Source organism: Rubinisphaera italica, from assembly GCF_007859715.1.
GTDB lineage: Bacteria > Planctomycetota > Planctomycetia > Planctomycetales > Planctomycetaceae > Rubinisphaera > Rubinisphaera italica.
Genome location: NZ_SJPG01000001.1, coordinates 3,076,786 through 3,097,321 on the forward strand (window position 1 = coordinate 3,076,786; position 20,536 = coordinate 3,097,321).

17 protein-coding genes and 1 pseudogene are annotated in these 20,536 nt (G+C 53.3%); 8 read left to right on the forward strand and 10 right to left on the reverse strand.

The genetic code is table 11. The annotated features are described in order from the left end of the window. Positions 1-57: 57 nt before the first annotated feature. Genes Pan54_RS11500 through Pan54_RS26355 form a run of 5 tightly spaced genes read left to right on the forward strand, consistent with a single transcriptional unit; the run spans position 58 to position 7,346 of the window. Complete coding sequence (locus Pan54_RS11500; protein ID WP_146503618.1) at positions 58-1,674, forward strand: hypothetical protein; 1,617 nt, start codon at positions 58-60, stop codon at positions 1,672-1,674. Next, entirely contained in the window at positions 1,671-2,375 is a 705-nt protein-coding gene (locus Pan54_RS11505; protein ID WP_146503619.1) for a hypothetical protein, read from the forward strand. Before Pan54_RS11500 ends, Pan54_RS11505 begins: the two co-directional genes overlap by 4 nt. Then, positions 2,372-3,916: a tetratricopeptide repeat protein gene (locus tag Pan54_RS11510; RefSeq protein ID WP_146503620.1), complete on the forward strand. Its 1,545-nt coding sequence runs from the start codon at positions 2,372-2,374 to the stop codon at positions 3,914-3,916. The genes Pan54_RS11505 and Pan54_RS11510 overlap by 4 nt, the downstream gene beginning before the upstream one ends. Next, entirely contained in the window at positions 3,913-6,468 is a 2,556-nt protein-coding gene (locus tag Pan54_RS11515) for a helicase HerA domain-containing protein (protein WP_146503621.1), read from the forward strand. Before Pan54_RS11510 ends, Pan54_RS11515 begins: the two co-directional genes overlap by 4 nt. Before the next feature lie 17 nt (positions 6,469-6,485). Next, a complete protein-coding gene (locus Pan54_RS26355; RefSeq protein ID WP_261343177.1) occupies positions 6,486-7,346 on the forward strand; it encodes a replication-relaxation family protein in 861 nt (286 codons plus the stop codon). 499 nt (positions 7,347-7,845) lie between these two features. Here the strand turns inward: Pan54_RS26355 and Pan54_RS26810 are convergent. The 3 genes and pseudogenes from Pan54_RS26810 to Pan54_RS11535 all read right to left on the reverse strand — a co-directional run. Further along, positions 7,846-8,118 (reverse strand): annotated as a pseudogene (locus Pan54_RS26810) (tyrosine-type recombinase/integrase); the annotation flags it as partial. A 149-nt stretch (positions 8,119-8,267) separates the two neighbouring features. Next, a complete protein-coding gene (locus Pan54_RS11530) occupies positions 8,268-9,488 on the reverse strand; it encodes a 3'-5' exonuclease (RefSeq protein WP_146503623.1) in 1,221 nt (406 codons plus the stop codon). A gap of 116 nt (positions 9,489-9,604) precedes the next feature. Next, positions 9,605-10,009 carry a helix-turn-helix domain-containing protein gene (locus Pan54_RS11535; RefSeq protein WP_165441737.1) on the reverse strand — a complete coding sequence of 135 codons (405 nt, stop codon included), beginning with the start codon at positions 10,007-10,009 and terminating at the stop codon, positions 9,605-9,607. 218 nt (positions 10,010-10,227) lie between these two features. Here Pan54_RS11535 and Pan54_RS11540 point away from each other — a divergent pair, with 218 nt between their 5' ends. Continuing rightward, entirely contained in the window at positions 10,228-10,461 is a 234-nt protein-coding gene (locus Pan54_RS11540) for a DUF2188 domain-containing protein (protein WP_146503625.1), read from the forward strand. Between the two features lie 153 nt (positions 10,462-10,614). Next, positions 10,615-13,260 (forward strand): AAA family ATPase, encoded by a 2,646-nt coding sequence (locus Pan54_RS11545; RefSeq protein ID WP_146503626.1) that lies wholly within the window; start codon positions 10,615-10,617, stop codon positions 13,258-13,260. Positions 13,261-13,312: 52 nt separating this feature from the next. Here Pan54_RS11545 and Pan54_RS11550 read toward each other — a convergent pair whose 3' ends face one another. The 7 genes from Pan54_RS11550 to Pan54_RS11580 all read right to left on the reverse strand — a co-directional run bounded on the left by Pan54_RS11550 (position 13,313) and on the right by Pan54_RS11580 (position 19,197). Continuing rightward, positions 13,313-13,684 (reverse strand): hypothetical protein, encoded by a 372-nt coding sequence (locus tag Pan54_RS11550; protein WP_146503627.1) that lies wholly within the window; start codon positions 13,682-13,684, stop codon positions 13,313-13,315. Continuing rightward, the gene (locus tag Pan54_RS11555) at positions 13,684-13,944 is read right to left on the reverse strand and encodes a hypothetical protein (RefSeq protein WP_146503628.1); all 261 of its coding nucleotides are present in this window, start codon (positions 13,942-13,944) and stop codon (positions 13,684-13,686) included. The genes Pan54_RS11550 and Pan54_RS11555 overlap by 1 nt, the downstream gene beginning before the upstream one ends. Positions 13,945-13,946: 2 nt before the next feature. After that, positions 13,947-14,147, reverse strand: coding sequence for a hypothetical protein (locus tag Pan54_RS11560; RefSeq protein WP_146503629.1), 201 nt, complete (start codon positions 14,145-14,147; stop codon positions 13,947-13,949). A gap of 458 nt (positions 14,148-14,605) precedes the next feature. Further along, positions 14,606-15,385: an N-6 DNA methylase gene (locus tag Pan54_RS11565; protein ID WP_146503630.1), complete on the reverse strand. Its 780-nt coding sequence runs from the start codon at positions 15,383-15,385 to the stop codon at positions 14,606-14,608. Between the two features lie 18 nt (positions 15,386-15,403). Continuing rightward, positions 15,404-15,739: a hypothetical protein gene (locus tag Pan54_RS11570; protein WP_146503631.1), complete on the reverse strand. Its 336-nt coding sequence runs from the start codon at positions 15,737-15,739 to the stop codon at positions 15,404-15,406. Positions 15,740-15,850: 111 nt separating this feature from the next. Further along, positions 15,851-18,064: a type IV secretory system conjugative DNA transfer family protein gene (locus tag Pan54_RS11575; RefSeq protein WP_146503632.1), complete on the reverse strand. Its 2,214-nt coding sequence runs from the start codon at positions 18,062-18,064 to the stop codon at positions 15,851-15,853. Positions 18,065-18,312: 248 nt separating this feature from the next. Further along, a complete protein-coding gene (locus tag Pan54_RS11580; protein ID WP_146503633.1) occupies positions 18,313-19,197 on the reverse strand; it encodes a replication-relaxation family protein in 885 nt (294 codons plus the stop codon). A 97-nt stretch (positions 19,198-19,294) separates the two neighbouring features. On the opposite strand from Pan54_RS11580, the gene Pan54_RS11585 reads away from it, so the two are divergent. Next, positions 19,295-20,428: a toprim domain-containing protein gene (locus tag Pan54_RS11585; RefSeq protein WP_207310118.1), complete on the forward strand. Its 1,134-nt coding sequence runs from the start codon at positions 19,295-19,297 to the stop codon at positions 20,426-20,428. The last annotated feature ends 108 nt before the right edge of the window (positions 20,429-20,536 follow it).

Here is a 20,536-nt window from a genome sequence, read left to right on the forward strand (position 1 = left end):
CCGCCCCGTTCACTGTTATGAGCGTGAAAGACGAAACGACACATCGGATTCGATCCAATGACAACACAACTTGATCAACGCGTTCCCCTGCCAAGTCTCTGCCGTCGGCGTGTCTGGCTGATTTTGAAGCCGACTCTATTACTCGTGGCACTCGCCGCAGCAGTCGGAATCGTCAAGTGGGGCAAGGCGCCGCGCTGGGTCAGCGAGACGGGCATGGAGAGAACCACTTCCATTCGGGCCACAAACGATGCTTCCACGATTCAAACTGAACACAAGAAGGGAGTCACCAAAACACCGGGCATATCAGTTAGAACGGAACACCTCTCAGTTGAAGATAGGGTTACCGGATATTTGAGCGAAGTGCACCCAATGTTCTACAGGTTTGAGCAGGAGCAAACCGCGTTTGCAATCGCCCAGTTAGGCGAAGAAGCCATTCCGTTGCTTGCTACGGTCATCGAACATGACTTACTCAATGGCAAGAAGCTCGAAGACTTACAGAGACACGTCGCATTTAGTGCGTTGGGAGAAATTGGCCCGGCGTCAGTCCCATCACTAAAAGCACTTCAAGAAGTCGATTCGGAGAGTCACTACTATTATGTTGCAGCCAATACGGCGATAGGACGAATGGAAGGCGATTTGTCGTTTCTTGCCGGTGAGTATGATGTTGACTGGGAGAACATGTCGAGTTCAGTCGCCCAGTCTCAAGACTTCTGGATGCTGCCGCGAATCGCTCCGACAGAGGAGTTGCTCCAGAAGTACATCGCGTTGCTGGGGCACGCCGACGCAACTGTTCGCCGCTATACACTAATCGCTCTGCCGCCATTTCGTGAAAAGCTTTTACCACACGCCGCCGTACTCAGCCGATTTCTAAACGACACCACGATTTGCGCCGAAGCCGTGATAGCATTGTGGGCAACCGGTGATGCTCCAACACGCACCGTGCTGAAGGATAAGATCACGTCTTGGTCCGCTGCCCCAGACTTTCAAACAAAATTCTTGACTGTGGTCTCCAGTCCATTCTGCCCCGGCCTCGACCAGGAACTCGCTGCTCGAATTAGAGTCGTATTTGACGAATCTAAGAATGATCGAATCAGAATCGCTGCCGCAAGGATACTGATTGACGCTGATCCTTCATGGAACCCGTCTCAAGCAGAGTTATTGCGACTAATGGAACGTGTCAGTCACCATGACCGAGAAGGATTGTTTTACATTCTGGGCAAGCAAGAACTGACAATTCGCAAATTCCTGAATGAGCAGCGAAACCCATCACAAGCAGTGATCGAAAGAGCAAGAAAATTACTTGCAGATGCTGAGTCAACCGACAGCACGTTCCGGGACGCTGCGGTGAGAACCATCGGAGCCGTAGATTCCTACACGCACCCACTCTATGTAGTGCTGCTATCAGAATCTCGAAATTCACGTGTCTACGGTGACTGGGCACTTGGTCGGTATGCCACAGGAAAATGGTTGCCGACGTGGCTACGATTGCGAGCCTACAAGTCTCTAGTCAATCAATCTCCCAAGACATTTTACAACGAAGGGTACTATTCCGACAGCCATCTCAGTGACTTGAAAACCATGAGGCCGACTGTCCTTCAAGATTGTCCTGAATTGCTCGGCGAGTATGAAGTGCTTGTTCGTTTCGTCGAAAGCCAGAAGGCAGAACGACGATGAACCAAACATCATACATCACATCTCCGTCAATTCGTTTTTACTTGCGCAGTCAGAAGAATTGTGGCATAGTCCTTCACGATATGAAGGAGATTCCTTCCAGCGACGGCAGCTATCCAGAACAACCAAAGCGTCCGATTCTCGGAGCTGACTCGTCGGATTTGCTTCAGAACATTCCGAACTGGTTTCGTGATCTGATCGCAAAGTCGTTGGGAGAGGATCGACTGCATGAAGCGGAAGCCAGACATTTGCAGCAGCTTTCGCAATCGATCGGGCTTCCGTATGCGGTGTTCGCCAAAGAACTCGCGGACGCGGCCTCTTCAGTTACTCTTAACCCCAATCAAACGCTACGAGATTCGTTCGCCTTTGACTGTGCCCTGCTGGCCAATGTCTGTCAAAGCGGTGCCTCGATTGCTTGGCTGACGCGTGCCTACTTGCGTGGCTTCTACGTTCCGTCACGCGAGCAAACAAACGAATTCTTACGGAAACTGGGAGACACGAACGGCAATCAGGACAATTCCGTGCGGAAAAACGCTGAGGCAGTCGCAGTGTTCATTGATGGCATCCTGCCACGTCCTGCTCAAGTTGATGAAGAGACGAAAAATCGCCTCTGGAACGAGTTTGACGACTTTCTGAGCAGACCAATACGCAACGAGATTATTGCGATCGGACCACAAGAACAAAAAATGGGAGGAGAGCAGTGATCGATACAGCCACGTTTATCGGAGCCCTGTTGGGCGGTGTTGTCGGCTGGCAAGTCGGCTGCTTTCTATTTCACTGGTTCGTCAAGAATCAGGCGAGGAGGGAGGGGCAAGAGACGTGGCCCGTTATGGGAGCTGCAATCGGTCTCATCGCCGGTGCGGTTCTCTTACCATTGGACTGGAAACTCTACATTGTCGCTGGCGGAGTTCTACTGCTGGCTGTGGTACGGCCACTGACTAACCTTCTCAATCAGCGGCGACAGGTTCGAGTTCAATCAAACTCAGCACGAGAGAACCAAGTCTCACAACGTAGCAATCTGGAATCACAGATTCGCGACGTTGACGCTGAAGTTGAACATCATCTTGCGGCTGGCCTTCCTGAGACCGGTCCCGTAGTCACTCGTTCCAAGGAAAAACTGAACCTGCTGCAAAAAGACCTGCAATCCGTCCTCGCCCAATCAGGCGATCTACACGATCCACAACCGATACATCAATCAACAATGACTTCGGTGAACCGCTCTGTTCCGGCAGCCAATCGGGCTTTATGGGCAAGATATCCTTACCGAATTCCCGTGATTGGATTGCTTTACTCACGACTGGAACTCTGCTGGCTTACATGGCGTATCGCTCGAAACCAACGAGCAATGCGTTTCACGCGAGTAGCCAACTATTTGAATCGTGCGATCGAGATTCAACCGCGAAGTCGTCTTTTCCTGCTGGATCGAGGTTCTGCTTTGATCACAGGCAATCGATTCTCTGAGGCCATTACCGACTACACGCGCGTCATTGGGTTTGCTCCACAGGATACACATGCTTATCAAGGGCGTAGTGAGGCGTATCGGCTCGACGGGCAACTTGATAAAGCGGTCGTCGATGCGACGAAAGCGATTGAGATCGCTCCGCAAAGTGCCCTTGCCTTTTGTCGTCGGGCATGGGCACACATGCACCTCGAAAAACCAGACGAGGCACGGGTCGACTTTGACACGGCCATCAAACTCGATCGATTCTGCTTGCCTGCTTTTCAGGGAAGAGCAACGTTGCTTGAGTCACTCGAAGAATACGACAACGCGATTGCCGACATCTATCACGGCATCTGGCTTGATCCGCAAGACGCCAAGCTGCTTGTTTGGCGCAGTCGACTCCACCTCAAGAACAATCAGATCGATGAGGCGATTGACGATGCGAAGCTGGCTATCGAAATCGATCCCAATTGCAAGTCCGGCCACAACCTCTTGGCTCAACTCTACGAGAAGGTCGAACGGTTCGATGTGGCCATTCCTGTTGTTACACAACTCGTACGCCTTTCTGATGACGATGCCGAACGTCGAAAACATTTGCTGCAACGCGCACGGCTCTATGAGTCCCTTAGCCAAGATGAGCATGCTCTCTCCGATTGTCAGGATGCTATGAAACTGGCCACTGAGGACGAGTCTAAAGAAATCGAGAAAACGATTGTCAATCGCATCCAGTCGCGAATTCCCGACGTGCAGTTCGTCGAAGGAAAAGACGACGCTTCAACCAATTACAAGGGAGAAGCGACATGAACAACAGCGAGCCAAATTACAACATCGCAACGAACAATGATCTGGTAGATTACCAACTCGGCCAGCGAATCGACGGTGAGGATGCACCGTTCGTGTTGAACCGCGATTTGATGGCACAGCACATGCTCCTACTCGGCGGCACCGGCTGTGGAAAGAGCAAGTTTCTCGAATTGCTTTGCAGAGAGATGATCGACGACTATGCCGGTTTCTGCTTGATCGATCCGCATGGTGATTTGGCTGAAGATGTCGTGGCCCACGCGGGCAAGCTGGCACTCGACCGGAATCACCCCTTTTCACCGGAGTGGATTCATTACATCCAGCCCAGTTTTGCGAATGTCTTCGGGTTTGATCCGTTCCGATATGAAGAAGCGGATGACATTACTGAAGAACAGCGAGAGATTGCGTACCGTGCCTGGCTTGAAGCGACCGTTGATCGCGTAGCCGAGGTACTGCTGAGAAAACAAGGAGAATCGTCGTTCGAAGGAATGCCGCGACTAGAACGTTTCCTCAAGGATGTGCTGCTTGCCGTCGGCACCGCCGTTGATGACGAAGGTTCCCACTTGCCACTCGGAAATGCGCTGACGCTATTAGATTTCGGTCACAAACGGCAAGCGGATGTTTATCGACTAGTTGCACCGCATCTTCCACGACATGTTACAGCGGACTTTGAGCGTTTGGCTGCGCTCAGCCCGAATCGACAAGCTGAAATGACCGACTCGACCATCAATCGATTGCGGTCATTTCTTTCACCGATCGTCACGGCGGTTTTTCAAGATCACTTGCACACAATTGATTTCAGCCAAATCATTCGCAATCAGGAAACCGTGATCGTCAATCTCTGTGAGACAAACTACTTCTCTTCCGATCAAGCGAAGGCAATTGGTGGTCTCATCATTCACGAGATTCTGGCCAAGACACGTGCCGTGCGAAAACGATCGCAACGCGTCCCCTATTCTCTCATCATCGACGAAGCCAGTGAGTTTATTGGACGGGACGTTCAGCGCGCATTGACCGGGCATCGAAAATTCAAACTGTCCGTTTGTCTCTCCGCACAACAGCTATCGAGCTTCAAGACGGAAACGCTGGACCTGATCCCGGATATTCTCAACTGCTGTAAAGCCAAAATCTGCTTCCAGCAAGAGAACCCCGACGATTTGGAGTATCTCGCCAAAGTCTTCGGCTACAGCAATCTGGACTTCACGGAACACTATCAGAAAGTCTACGCACCTGACGGTTTTGATTGGGTGATCGTCGAATCGGAAAACTTCAGTCAGAGCAAGCAGTCAAGCGAAACACACGGTTCGAGCTTCGCTAATGCGGAGGCGTCTACCGAGTCATCTTCGATGACGGAACAACGTTCCGATTCAATTTCAGAAAACAAAGGCACGACGATCAATCGTGGTGTCGCTGTCTCTCACACTCGCGGAACATCGAAGTCGACGGGAACTGGCTCCTCGGTCAGCGCAACCGTGGGTGATTCGTCCGCACAATCGGAAACCATTGGAGAAAGTGAAAGCGAGAGCCTCTCAACCGGCAATTCACACACCGTGACTATTGGCCACAGCGACAGCCAAAATCGGAGTCGGTCAACTCAAGAGTCGATTTCTAACTCTCAACAAGTCTCACAATCTCGAACGAAGGGGTTCTCTGACAACCACTCAGCCGGACGGACGGGGACGAATTCGGAAGGGTACAGTTACGTTTCACCGCTGGGACCGGTGATGTCCATTCAGTCAACGATCAGCAATAACGAAGCGATGGGACAAACAGAGACGAATTCGAGGGGAAGCAGTATTTCTGATGGGGAGACATCGGCCAAAGGAAGTTCACGGACGACCGGCAGTAGCGAATCGACAGGCGAATCTTCCGTTCAAAGTGAATCGAAAGCGTTTGGACGCAGTAGAACAAAGTCTCATTCTCGCTCTTTGTCGAGAAGCCGTGGTCAGACGACTGGAACCAATCGCAGTCAATTGTCGGGTCAGTCAACATCATTATCTGACTCAGAATCTGATCAGACGGGGCATACGAAAAGTTCCGGTGAATCAACCTCACAAACACATGGTAAGACAACAAGCTTTGCTCGCTCACGAACAACGGGGATGGCAAGGCAATGGTCGAAGACGCGCACCGAATCACTGGCACATCAAATAGGTGAATCATACTCGTCAGGCATCTCTCTTTCCCCGCACCCCCTTCCCAAGTACCGCGTCGAACTTCAGAAGACGCCCAATTTAGCACGCTCGATCAACGATCAGTTTGCATTGTTCGCTCATCTTCTGGCAATCGCCAATGTCGGACAGGCCATGGTGCGGTTACCCAACGGACGTAGTGAGATCATTCAAGTCAATCACGTCATGGCACCAGCGGAGAACTTGCTTGAGCAGGAAGAGATAACAGAATGGATGATTGCAAAGATCATCGCGACCCATGCTTACAACCTCGCTCCGTCTCTGGATGAAGGAAGTGATTCCGATTCGTTACTGAGATTCATCGAGCAATCACAGACTCCACAGGAGCAAACGGATCAAGACACCGGTTTCAGTACGATGTAATGACAACAGACACCGAAATGATAACTGCACGCGATATATCCGTGCTTGAATGCTTGGCGAGCTACTTCTTGATGAATCGTCGCCAGATTCAGGCGCTCTGTTACCCCAAAGATCACGACGGTCGCATTACGCGCCGCCGCCTGTCAGCGATGTGCCGCGACAAGTACGTCAAGAAATTGACAATGCAAGTCGTCAATCCCCGTGACGGCTCGCTTGCTCCGGTTTACCAATTGGCAAGTCGCGGCCGAACTTTTGTTGCGGAACATTTGAAAGAACTGCGTGTGATGCTGAAACCGTTGGAAGTGCCGCAGCCGCAACACTTGTTTCACTATTTGTCCGTCACTGATACTCACATTCTGTTGGATCAAGCGATTCAAGTATGCGACGACGTGCGACTTGATGGCTGGTTCAACGAAGACGAAATCGTCAATTACGATGAGCCTGACCGATCGAAGCAATTTAAGTTGGAAACGTTGGTCGCCGAGTCGCCAAGAAGAACGCTCTGCCGACCGGACGCTGCGTTTCAATTGGAGTATCAACAGCATCGAGGTGTGTTTTATTTGGAACAGGATCGCGACAGTTACTGGCACGGCCAAGTCGCCAAACGAAAAACTCCAGGCTACGTGAAACTCGCAGAAGTGAATGGTCATCGCAAGCATTTTCCGGAGACGACCATTGATCGCTTTACTGTGTTGTGCGTGACACCATCGAACAAACGACGGGATGCACTGCGTGAAGCGTTTCGCGGAATGGAAGGAAAAGAACGCTGGCGATTTGCGAACTACGCTGACTTTGTAGATGAACCAGCCAGCTTTCTTCGCGGACCAGTTTGGTATCCGTGTGACGAAGGTGCGGAGCCCGTATCTCTGTTGAAATAGGAATGAAATGAGGTCTCTGATTGCAAACATGGATAGCATGTCCGGGGTCGTATATCCGGACAGTGTCCGGCGGGTGTCCACCCCCGGACACTCTGTCGATTGTGTGTTTTCTTTGTATGTTGTTTCCCCCTCCCAGCTTACGGGTGCAAGGGGCTTGCCGTGCAACCCCTTGCCCCACCCGCATTCCGGCCTTCACTGCTCGCATTCGCTCGCAGAGGCCAGACGCTCCGGCCTGACGGCCTTCGCTAATGCGAGCGAAGGAAAACACCATCAAACCGATCAACGCTCGGTCACGTAGCCCGCTGATTCTGTCAGTTGGAATGGAATCCAACAGCAGCGCCGCCTCATCGGGAAGCAGAACAGGCGTCTTTCCCATTCTGATGACGTGCTTCGGCCCTTTGACTGCGGCGGCTGGATTCATCGCAACGATGTGGCCTGTCACCAACCAATCAAACAGCATTCGTATTGCAGCCAAGTGCAGCTTCACGGTTGGAGCCGACGCCTCGGTACAAAGCTCCTCAATGTAGCACGCCACAAGAATCGGCTCGATCGCTGATAACGCAATCTCGCGGTGTTCGCACCATTCAAAGAACCGCCAAACGGCACGAGCATACGCTTCGCGTGTGTTGCGATTACGAATGGTTGCCGTAAAGAATTCGACAAACCGCCTCGCGGCATTGTCTCCAGCCTGAATCACCACAAAAGGAATAGACCGATTTGACAACAACAGTTGACGATCGGTGCCGATGATGGCGGGATTGTTGTCTGGCACGCGTGGACTTGGTTGACGACTATAACCATATCATAAAGGACATTATGATATACATTGACGTCGTTCCGAAACGGTTTGTCGTGGAAGTGCGAAAACACGGCGACACAATCAGGACTCGAAACAACTTCGCGGCTGAAGATCAATTCCGATCAATTGTACTTGGCGACAACTCCAGAGAGTGGAAAGTGAATCCACTTTGATTGAACAGTCTCCCCGGCTGATGTCAGCAATTCGCTGTAAGCAGTTAGCTGCCCTGCAAACTGTCCGGCCTTTGCTTCGCAGTGTTCACGGCGTATGGGAGCACTCTTGTGGTCGATGACGACGACTTCTCCAGTCGGGAGTTGAAGCACGAGGTCAATAGCACCGCTCCAGTCACCACCAGCGGCTCGACTTCCGCTGGCTGTCATTTCGACGTGCCATAGGGCGTTTGGATATTGAGCGTCTACCCACTGGCGGAATCGTTCCCCTGACGAAACAAGAACGGATGGTGAAAGAACGCCGGTCACTGAAAAGGCCGCAAGGCAACGCTCTGCCACTCGTTCTTTGGCGGCATCGTCCAACGACCGAATCGACGGAAGTGCGGCGAGATAGCTGTGTACGGCATCTCCAATGGCTGCGTACTGACTCTCATCGGCTCCTGATGGAAAGTGCGATGAACCAGCGAGTTCCTCGGTCTGAAATGTGGCGGTCTCTGATTCGGTAGATGCTTGACTGGGAGAATGGAAACGTGGCGACAAATCTGACGGTTGAAGATCCCCTATCAGTGAGAGCCATCGCTCTTGTTGTAATGCCGGAATTCGGCAATCGTCAATCATGTCGGCATTCAAACGGCGCAGTACAAGCGTGGTGTCGATTCCATCCAGTCCATGCTCCCCTTCTTCAAGGTTGCTATCGAGCAGGGAATTGACTTCCGGAAGTCGATCAAGCCACGCTGACTTTCCCGCACGATGTGCAAATACAAGTTTGTGCTTGGCCCGCGTGCAACCAACATAAAGAAGTCGCAGGTTCTCATCCGTTTCCCGTACGGTGCGTTCTTGTCCTTCACGAGAAACGAGAGCGTCATCTTCAAGACCGCTTCCCTTGCGTAATCCGCCAAACGGACCATCCGTCTTCCCAAATGGCCATGTCCATGATCGCAAGATACGTCCATCCAATGGTCCAGCGTCGCTCTGTCCGCCACCCGTTACGACGGGCGACCACATATCGGCTGAGCGATCGGAATTCAATCCGCTGAGGACAACGACCGGCCATTCAAGCCCTTTGGCCGAATGGTACGTCATCAAGGTCACGGCATCGTGACCTTGGGGCGGGTATCGGATATCGAGTTCTTCGCTGGCGAGTTGCTCAAGGTGAAGAATCAACCCGCTCAACGTTGCCGCATGCCTTGATGCGCACGGCTTCAAACGGATCGTCCGCGCCCGTCTCGTCCATAATGGCGACAACGTGTTCGTGAAGTTCCGATCTTCGGTGCCTCGGCGGCATCGTGCTACCTTTTGGTTGTGCGTTTTAGTGTCCGGTACAGGTCATCCCAGTCATCCATCGTTTTCGGCTGTCCACCTCGGAATCGCATCGTGGCCAGATCGCCGATCTCGTCCTTTCTGAGTGGCCGACCAGCCTTCTTCATCCAGTCGCAGAATTCCTTCAGTGACTTGCTCACCTCGACTTTCTGATCGTTGACCTGCACGGACGGCAGATTGAGAAGGTCGGCCAGCGTGGTTCGCAACGGATTCACCAGTTTCATCAGCGTATCCGCCGACGGTTTCTTCACTCCTTCATCATCGTGTTCCAATTCCCAGAGATACGTTTTTGAAAGCCCCGACTCGTCGGAAAGCTGCTCCAACGTCAGACCAGCTTCTTTTCGAGCCTGCTGAAGTCGCTCAGCAAGTGACATGACAGACTCCTCGTCGTGGTAATCGCCTTGGTTTTCGGGTTTCGCCATCACCTCAGTCTACCAATCCCGATTCGTCTTGACAAGATTCCCGTTCGCTAGGGTTGAACTTCCTTGCCTAGTCGTTATATTCGTTACAACGAACTACTCGGTCGTCATCGGCGAATCTTGTGATTGCCGGTCCCTGACGACCAACCAGCACGGTGAAAGAGGAAAGAACGATGGCAAAAAAGGATTATCACGTCGTGCCACAAGGCGAGGGCTGGGCTGTCAAACGCGAAGGAGCCGATCGGGCTTCGTCACTACACGAAACGCAACGCGATGCGATTCAGGACGGCAAGCGTCTGGCCCAGACCAAGAAAACTGAACTCGTCATCCACCGCCCCAACGGCCAGATTCGCGACTCCGACAGCTATGGAAACGATCCTGTTCCTCCGAAAGATACAAAACACTGATGGTCCCGTTCTGGTGGAGCATCGTTGTTGGCAGCGGTCTCATTGCTTGCCCAGTGGGATGGACTTTCCTTGACACAGAACAGCCCGGAGAAGACGCAGTCGTTTTGCCAACAGCCTCACTCCGCTATTATGAAGACCTAACAGGAGAACAACATGACCGGTACGACATCAACCAGTGGCTCGAACGTGCTCTCAACCATCGTAGGTTGGTGTGAGGAACTGCCGGGCTGGCAGCGAGACGCATTGCGAAGGATCGTCGAATGTGGGGAAATCACGGCGACGGATGTAGACGAATTGACTGCTCTTTGTCGAAGCGCCAACGATTTGGAAGAAGGAGACGTTCCAACATTACAACCACTCACGACAGAACACGTTCCCGCTGGTGCCGCAATCGGGGAAAAGCTGGCGTTATGCTCGGTTGCCGACGCTGAAAATGTCAACGCGATTGGCGAGAAGCAGGAATTGAGTTTTGCGCCTACAGGGCTGACTGTGGTCTTCGGATACAACGGCTCAGGTAAGAGCGGATACGGACGCATCCTGCGTCGAGCCTGTCGCGCCCGGAGTAAAGGCAAGTCGATTCTTCCCAACGTAATGTCAACCAACTCGGGCACACCGGCCAGTGCGGTAATTACATACGCCCTTGAAGATGTCGAGCAGCCGCCGGAGCAATGGGTTGACGGCCAGCATTCAATTGAGTGTCTCGGCTCCGTCAGTTTTTTCGATTCCGAATGTGCTGCCGTACACGTTCGAGAACGAAACGACATCGCGTTCACACCGTTCGGACTTGACGTACTGCCAAAGCTGGGTGCTGCCTGCAAAGAGGTTCAGAAGCGACTTGATGCTGAGAAAAAGAAACTCGATGCGATTCAGCCAAAGTTCCTGAAATCTACGTTTGCGACCGGGCAAACTACGGTTGGTAAACTGCTCAGTTCGCTGCGACATGACTCTGACATTGATGCACTCGAATCGACAGTATCATTGAACGACGAGGAAATGCAGCGCCTGAAGGATATTCCAAGTCACCTTGCGAACGATCCAAAAAAGAACGCATTGGAACTTCGGTCACGGGCACGTCGAATCTCGACTCTCCGCGAGAAGCTAAACGTGGCGATCGCACTATCGAAACCGCAAGCGATTCAAAACTTAAAGGGATTGGTCAGTGACGCCGAACAAAAGTCCAAAGCTGCCGAAGCCGCCGCCAGAGTGAGTTTTGGAAGTGATCCACTACCTGAAATCGGCGAGCCGGTTTGGCGAGAACTTTGGGAAGCAGCCCGTCGCTATTCCGCGATCGCCTATGTCGATCGCGACTTTCCGGACGTCGATGAAGACGATTCTGTTTGTTTATTGTGCCAACAGACACTGGGCGACGATGCAAAAGACCGCTTGCGTCGGTTTGAAGATTTCGTATCTGACGACACGGCAAAAAGAGCAGCAAATGCGAAAAAGGTCTTGAACGAATCTCTCGCAAAACTCGATGCCCTCGGCCTGCAGGAGGAAGAGTTGCGGGAACTATTGGTTGATCTTGGAGTGGCCAATGCCGACATGTTGAAGCGTGTAAGATGCACGTTAGCGGCGCTGCTCACCCATCACCGGACGATTAAACGTGCGAGAGAGTCCGGCGACTGGAGTTTCGCCCTTCCTTCAGAAATTGATGAAGTCGGCGATGACCTCCAGACGCTCATCCAGTCACTCGCAGTACAAGCCACTGAAATTGAGAAGTCCGCTGATGTCGAAGAACGCAAGAAACTCGAAGCAGAATTCGCTGAGTTGAAAGCAAGGGAATGGATGGCCACGGTTTTCGGAGACGTTAAAGAGCATGTCGCCCGGCTTGCCGAAGTCAAGAAACTCAAGAACTGCGTCAATCAGACGCGTACCAACAAGATCACGGCAAAGAGTAAGGAACTGGCAAAGGAACACGTCACTGACCAGTTGAGAGATGCCTTCGCGACTGAAATTAAGAAGATGCAACAGGGTGTCCGTAGACTCAACGTCGAGTTGGCAGCGGCGGCTGGTGAATTCGGTTCTTCGTACTACCGAGTGCAGCTTGTACGAGCCCACGATGCGGATATTGCCTCGGTCGTTTCGGAGGGTGAGCATCGCTGTATTGCATTAGCTGGGTTCTTGTCCGAGTTGGCAACTGAGCATAGCCAGTCTGGAATCGTGTTTGACGATCCTGTTACATCACTCGACCATCATTGGCGCGAATGCTTCGCTCGGCGCCTTGTCGAAGAGGCCACCGCCCGACAGGTGATCGTCTTCACACACGATATCGTCTTCCTGCACGATTTGCTTTCTGGGGCAAATCAGGAAGGCGTGCCGATCGCACTTCGACGTGTCGTGGCGAAACGTGACGAGTGTGGTTTTGTCGGCGCTGGATTACCGTGGATTGCTCAAAAGACGTCCGCTCGAATCGTCGAACTTGAGAAGCGAGCAAGGGCAACGCGAAACGATTTCGATGACCACAACGACGACGTCTACGATAGAGCAATTTGTGAGGTCTACAGCGACCTGAGAGCAACGGTGGAACGTGCGGTTGAGCAGCATTTCTTTTGTGGCATTATTACTCGACATCAAGATTACATCAGTCTGAGCAATCTAAAAAAGGTCACGGCTGTGACTATTGGACACTGTGAACGACTTCAGAAGTTATTCAAGCGTTGCTGCGACATCACCCTGGCTCATGATCGTTCTTCACTTCGAGGCTTCGGCGTGCCTTCGCCTGACGATGCACTGGACGATATCAAGGAATTGCAAGAGATTGTCAACGACATGAAAGACAAGCAAAAGGCAATCGCATAACTTGTCAAACAAAAAAGCCCTGCATCCGTGGATGCAGAGCGATGCCTGAGCTTCAGGCACAGTGGCCACAGCGGCCATGTTCTTCAGTGGTTTGGATCACGGCAGTTACGGGGCAAGACCATTCGTTGTTGTCGTCTTCGCCATTGAGGGTGGCGAGGATGAATTGCAACGCTTTGTCGTAGTCGGACCAGCCGAACGTGATGGACTCCAATTGACGAAATTCAGCTTTCGTTTGACCGAAGCAGCAAACAGCGAATTCCTGAGCACCATCGGGCGAAGTTGAGTCGTTCAACCAAACGTAGCGCGGATGACCGGCGACAGTGAACGCCGTGCAGCAACACCATGTCACTTCGGTCAGCTTGCGGGCGAGTTCTTCCGCCGAAGCAATTTCCGCGACACACCAGACTCGATCGGAGTGCAACATCAGTCACCTCCTTTCGTCGCTGACTGGCGTCTTTCGCGACGCTTGCGGATGTCGTCCACTTTGTTCGCCACGGCAAGGCACGTGAATGTTGCGATCGTCTTGTGCCAATTCTTGCCGAGTGACTCGTCACCGATCGTGACTGGCGGAAATCCACCTTTGCGAATCCATTCGTACAACGCATCGGCCAGTTCCTTCGCCTCGTCCCACTTCTTGTGACGCAGGGCATCGAGCATGTCGATCCATGTTTGTTGAGAGTCCATGTTCATAGCTCCTCTTCTGACTCAAGTTCGGCCATGACTTCCGGCCAATACTTGATTCCGCCGTCATTGAAGTAGTCAATCTCAACGTGAATCGACTCACCGCAGTCAGTACATTCCGCATCTAGCGAAACATCGTCTGCGTCTGTAATTTCCAATTGCCCACCGCACCGTTGGCAAGCACCATCTTCCAAATCAACCAGCATCGTTGTCTCCCGTCTCTGAAAAGATCAAACCGACCAAAGCGGCTCAGACATTTAATCCCTGCCGACCATCGGCAGAGCGGGAGCAAGATTGCCCGCGAAGCCGGCAACGCGCAAGCAAAAGGCCGTCGGAACGGCCTGAAGGCGATTCGCCTCAAGGGAAACGATCAATTGTTGTTCGTGATCATAGATGAGAGGCACTGATAGAATTGACGGTTGCGTCTACAGGCTTATTCGTCTTCAAGACCGAGATATACGATTGACCGAGCTTTCTGGGCAAGCATCTCCCGTTCGCGATCCGTGACAACTCGACCGCTGAGAACATCATTCACGGCGTCAACGAAGTTCATACGTGTTTCTCGAACCCGCCGAGCGGCTTGTCTGGCGAATGAGAAGTACTCACCGAGTTTCAGAGTTTCAAAGGGCCAGTCGTCTAGTTTGTCATCGAGCGTCATCGTCGGTTAGAACAGTTCAAGTTGGTTCCCCTTGGAAGCATCGGCTCTATCATCATTGGGTTGCGGCTGATTTGGTGCAGGTGTTTGCTGCGGTGGTGTAACGTCGATTTGTTCCGGTTTCCGGTCTGGTAACGGCACACGGCCTACTTTCCGGATTGCGTTGCCCCAAACTTGCACGCGACCGGTTTCGTAGATCAGTTCGGTGGTGTTGGTAAGCGTGTTTCCGTGAACAACGTGGCCGTAGTGATTTCGCAACGCCAAGTTGATCGCTGTCATGCGGACGCATCGCAGGTCAACATCCTGTCCAACGAAATGCCAGTTCGGTTGAATCTCGGCGGCGGCAAGTAACATACGGCCCGATCCGCAGCAAGGATCATTCACGCTACGACGGCCATCCAAGTCGGTCTTTTCTTCAGGAAGATTCATCGCGGCCATCATTCGGCAAATGGGATCAGGCGTCAGGAATTGGCCCCGTTCTCCGTAAGTGATGGCTCCCTGAAACAAGTCGCCCAGAACGTCGTCTCGCGTTTTATCCATAATCTTCACGAGATTGCCAAACATCTGCGCGAGCGTGTCGACACTGCGTTTGCCTTTGTCTCCCTTCTTGTGCCGTTCGATCGTCTGAAAATACTCCTCTTCCATCAGCGGGTTACCGAGAGCACAGACTGAAACGTTCAAGAAATCCTCGAATGCCTGACCGCGACTGATCCCTGCTCGCTGAGAGACCGTCTCAAGCTGATCGAACAGAGATTTGGTATCGTGATGGAGAAACGACTCTTTGGACAAGTGGGAGGTGGGAAGGAATCAAAACAGTTTTCCGGGTTCCGGAAGTTCGGGTAATCTCGGCGTTGAGTTGGTCAGTTCAGTCTCGCGTTCCGGCGGTACGTCTGTGTCGCCACGTTCAACTACCAGTCGCTCTCCCCAGTCATCCGCACACGGATCGGCGGCCATTTGCTTCAGGACGGGACTGGCAGGCACCGGTTCGCCGGTCGGCAGGCCATTTCGAGCGAGCCATTGAAGCTCATTTCGAACTTCGTCGATAGAATCGATCAAAACGTGGATCACATCTTTGAGTTCAGCGACTTCATGTCGCAGTTCTTCGCATTCACTTCCGGCCGCTGATTCTCGTCCTGTGGTCATCAGATGCAGACAATGCCAGAGTATTTGCAGTGCGTCAACGAAATAGACGGGTGGTGGAAGAGATCCTTTTTCGATGGCGGTTCATGGAAGCTGAACGCCGCCATTTGGGATCTACCGTAGCCGAGCATTCAAGCTGGCTTCGGCTTTTGCGATCGGGCATCCGTATTTCTTTCGCGAGACTTCGCGAACCACGGCTCCCCTTTCTCGATATTTTGACTGATATGGATTCACGGTCATCGAGAATGGTTTGTGCGTTGGTTCGCCATTCAGGAGCAACTTGGCGTAAGCGGTGAAGTTCGGTAGGTTCACGATATCATCGGCGGTGACGCCGCCAAGATGCTCGGCTAACGTCTCGCCGTCACGCACACCGGATCGAAAAACGATCGCCGAACCGCAGTTGCCAAGCACAGCAGACAGGGTTGCTTCATCGATTTGATCCAGAAACTGAGTCGCCAGTGCCGCAAACGCGACACGATATTTGCGACTCTCCGAGAGCAGCGTGGCGAAGCTGCTGTTGCCGTCGCTGACGAATGACTGGAATTCGTCGATGTAGACTTGAACGTCATTGCGATCATCCTCGGGGATGTCAGCCCGGCTCAATGCGGCATTCTGAAGCGATGAAACCAGAAACGCTCCAAGTAGCGTGCTGGTCTGTTCGCCAACGAGTCCCTTGCTGAGATTGCAGAGAAAAATCGAACGCGGGTTGTCGATGATCGTTCGTAGCCGGATTGTCGATTGTGACTGGCAGGTAATGTTGCGAGCAATGCGATTGGCAAGAAACGCATCCAACTTGTTGAGCACAGGGCTGACCGCTTCGGTCTGAAACCGATCATTCCATTTGTCGAACGTATCAATCCAGAAACTGCGGACAACCGGATCGTCGACGGATGTGACGATCCGTGTACGGAACGACTTGCTCGTCAGAATCTGACGAATGGAAAGTAGCGTCGCGTCTTCGCTTTCCAGCAGGGCCAACACGCTGTTCCGGAGTATCTGTTCCAATCGCGGTCCCCAACTATCGCCGTACAACTTCTTGAGTGAGAGAACCAGTCCGTCGGCAACCAGCGGTCGCTGCGATTCATCGGGACAATCAAGCGGGTTAAACGCGACCGGGTAAGCTCGATCGGCGGCATTGAAGTAGATCACGTCATTCGTGCGGCTTCGCGGAATCGAGTCGATGATCGATTCGACCAAATCACCATGCGGATCGACAACAAAGACGTTCCTGCCCGATTCAATGGCATCAAGGGCCATCGAACGAATGAGCGTGCTTTTCCCTGTCCCTGTTCGCCCGCAGACGAACAGGTGCCGACGCAAATCATCGCACCGCACGCCGAATTGTCGCCTCTGTCCGCGAAATCGAACACGGCCTACGCGAGTCACTTCCGAGTCGTTTTCCTTTGAGGGGAGCAGGCTGGGCGGCTCCATTTCGCGAAACGATTCCGTCGAGAGCTTCGAGACGCCGACCGAAGATCGTGCCGGGTGCATCAACACCGCCAGTTCACTGGCCGACAGCAGCACTCCCCTATTCCGCCGTCGCTTCCTGCGACGGATCGCTCCCGCGACGAACAGATTTGGCGAAATGACAAACGGACCAAACGCCCCGCTCATGCGTTGCAGTTGTCGCTGTGCTTGCTTGAGTTTGCAGCCGCTGACGCGAACTGCGATGTCAGAGACAAACAGCGGCTGTAGAAGTTTCTCCGTCTCTGCTGAAGTATTGGCCGTCGTAGTGGCTCGTCTGGCTCTGAGGCCAAAGACGATGGCTGCCATGCGGCGTAGACGCGAAGCGTCCGTTCTCCAATTCAGATAGAAACGGCGTGCGGTCTCCGAGCGAAAGCCGTTGGTCGCCACGGCAAGGATTCGTTCCGCTTCCAGAATTCTCGAACGGGAAGCAGGACGAATCCGGATACTGATCGACGAATCAAGACCGTCATCAGAACCAAACCGGACTGCCGCCAGCAGCCCGGTGGCCGGATCAACCGCCTCGCGCTCAAACGTACTCTCGAATTCTCCATACGCCCGCAACGGCAGCACATCAGGCTGCAGGCGAACATTCTGAAACCATTCTTGTACGATCGGCTGTTCAGACGACTCGCGAACAACGGCCACGGCACAATCGGGAAACGCATCCTGAAAATGTTCCAACACTGTCGAACGCAGTGCATCGGGGAACTCGGCAAAGAATCCAATCACACCCTTTTCCCAGCGATACTCCAGACTGACCGGCAGTCCTCGGATGTTTGCGGCGTGTATTGCCCGCAATACGGCTTCCATGTGTCGCGGTCCGCGATCGTTGCCGGGAAGTGATTTGATGATGATCCTCATGCAGTTTCTGAGTTAACCGCCCCTTCACGTTCTGCGATGCGATCCGGGGCGGACCGCCGTGGCTCTGGCACGTTGTTGACGAACGCCTTCCGTAACGTCCCGAGTTGTACTCGGAAATCGTACGCCCTGATCGGCAAGACACCACCTCATCCGTCAACACGTTCGTACGTTGGTGAGGAAGGAGTGGACCGCACTTTCACGATCGATGTCAAGAAGAACGAGTGAGCCTTCCGACAGCGGAAAACAGGCTAACACGGAACGACCGTAGGCGTCACAAAAGTCGGCACGGATTGTTTATCGGATTCAAAAGCAACAAGCGGGCAGGCTCTTCCGGCGACATCGTGAAACAGCGACTTCGTGATGGGACGTCTGTCGGCAAGAAACTCGTCGAGACAAACACCGAGAAAAACCCGCCGCTGCGGATTTTGCATCAGCATGCGAGCCGTCGTGAGCATGTGCGTGAGCCGCTGACGGGATCGAGTCGTGACAAACAGCACGACATAGCGATTGGGATTGAAGACGTCGAACGTCGACTGATGAGCGTCGTAACCGCGAATCTTCCGTTCGATACTCTCGGCATCCTTCTTGCTGCGAACACGCTCAGTGCCGTTGTCGAGTTCCACAACAAAGTTGAAGCTCCGGCCGTTGGGTAGTCGCAGCCGAAACACGGCGTCGGGATACAGCGTCATCGATTCCGTTTGGATGGCAACTGTGTTTTCGCGGGCGAGATGTTCAAGTCGAATCCCCTCTCGCTGACAACGTGCGGCGAGTGTCACCAGAAATTCCGCCAGCTTGCGAGTATGGAAATGATGATTGTCGGCAATGCGTTCAAAGTACCGTCGTTTGGGTAGCACTGCATCAAAGCCGTGCAGCATCCGGTATCCACTTCGCGTCAGTTTGTAGTAGTGCGGGGAACGACCATTGCTGGCGACCGCGTACGGAAAATTCTGCACGAGACTAGCCCGCGATAGAATTTGTAATCGTCGTTGTACCAAACGGAGTTGCGAAAACGGCTGGTCGAACGTGTAGCTGAATGTCAGAAGCTGGTCGGCAGTCAGCGGAACGGCATCGAAGGCCGTGAGAACTTCAAGGTCGCGAGCCGTGATTTGAAAGCCTGTTGAACGCGTTGCCATAATGTCTGCGGCAGCGTAGCATCCAACCCCGAAAATATCCGTTACTTTCTATTGCATGTCTTCCACAAAACCAGCCTACCTATCAGACGTCGATGACTTGATCGAACAGACCGACGTCAGTGACGTGCTGATGCACTTCGGTCAGACTCCGCCGAACAAATCATCTGGCGAGTTTAGGATGCCGTGCGTCTTCGGCGATTCGTGCGACGACAGTTCCTACGGCACGCTGACGGTCAATTTGAGCGAAACAGCCAAACGCATTTACTGCCATACCTGCGGTACGCGGGGCAATCTGTTGACACTGATCCACGGTCTGCAAACCGGTCGCTCGCCCAGCGGTGGGAGATTGCGTGGCGACGAGTTCAAACAGGCCGTGCAAACGCTTCAGACGATCCATGGCGGCGGACTACCTGCCAAACAGACATCACTGCCGACCAAGTCCCCGGCATTGGAGCCGAACGTTCCGCTCAAGGATGCGGAGAACGAACGTGCCCGCCAACTGGTCAATCTGCACCAAAGCGGTGTTACCGATCCCGCCGAAATGGCACCTGCCGCCGGTCGTTATTTTCGGTCGCGTCCCTACCTCACGGAGGAAATGTGCGAGAAATGGAAAGTCGCCTCGCTCCCCTCTTCCACCAAAGGAACGTTGCGTGGCCGCGTGATCTATTCCATCGACTCTGAGGCGGGCGACGTGTTGGCATGGGCTGGCCGCGATCCCGACTACGATGCCAAACGTCAGAAATGGCTGAAGGCCAACAAGTCGGGTACGGAGCCGATGAAGCATCGGTTCCCAACACAGAAGATGTTCCGCAAGGGTCTCGAATTGTACGGCCAGCAGGCGAATCGACTCGCCGAAGGCGAGTATCGCGACCGTATCGCCGAAATCGGCATTCTGGTCGTGGAAGGGATGAACGACGTCATCCGACTCGACGCCTTGAAACAACCTGCCGTCGGTGTGATGTCCAACCGCATGACCGATGCCCAAGTCGAGAAAGTTGTCCACTGGGCGAGACGTTTGGCCGGTGGAAGAATCGCATTGATGTTCGACAACGACGAACAGGGCATCGACGGGGCGAAAGAAACGCTCTGGAAACTGCACCAGCAGGACGGCATTCAGCCACGACTGGTCTGGTCGCGAGAAATGTTCGGCCGAGTCTTCGACGGGCGTCAGCCCGAGTCGGTGACGGAGCCGGAATGGCAAACCATCGGCGACCGCCTGCGTCAAGGTTGATCGCGTGGCTGCTCCTCCTTTTGAGAGGTCAGAAGATGACGACGCATTTTGCGGCGTTTTAAGGGGCGTTTCAAACGTGACTCGTGGTGGAGAACGCCCAGCGCATTC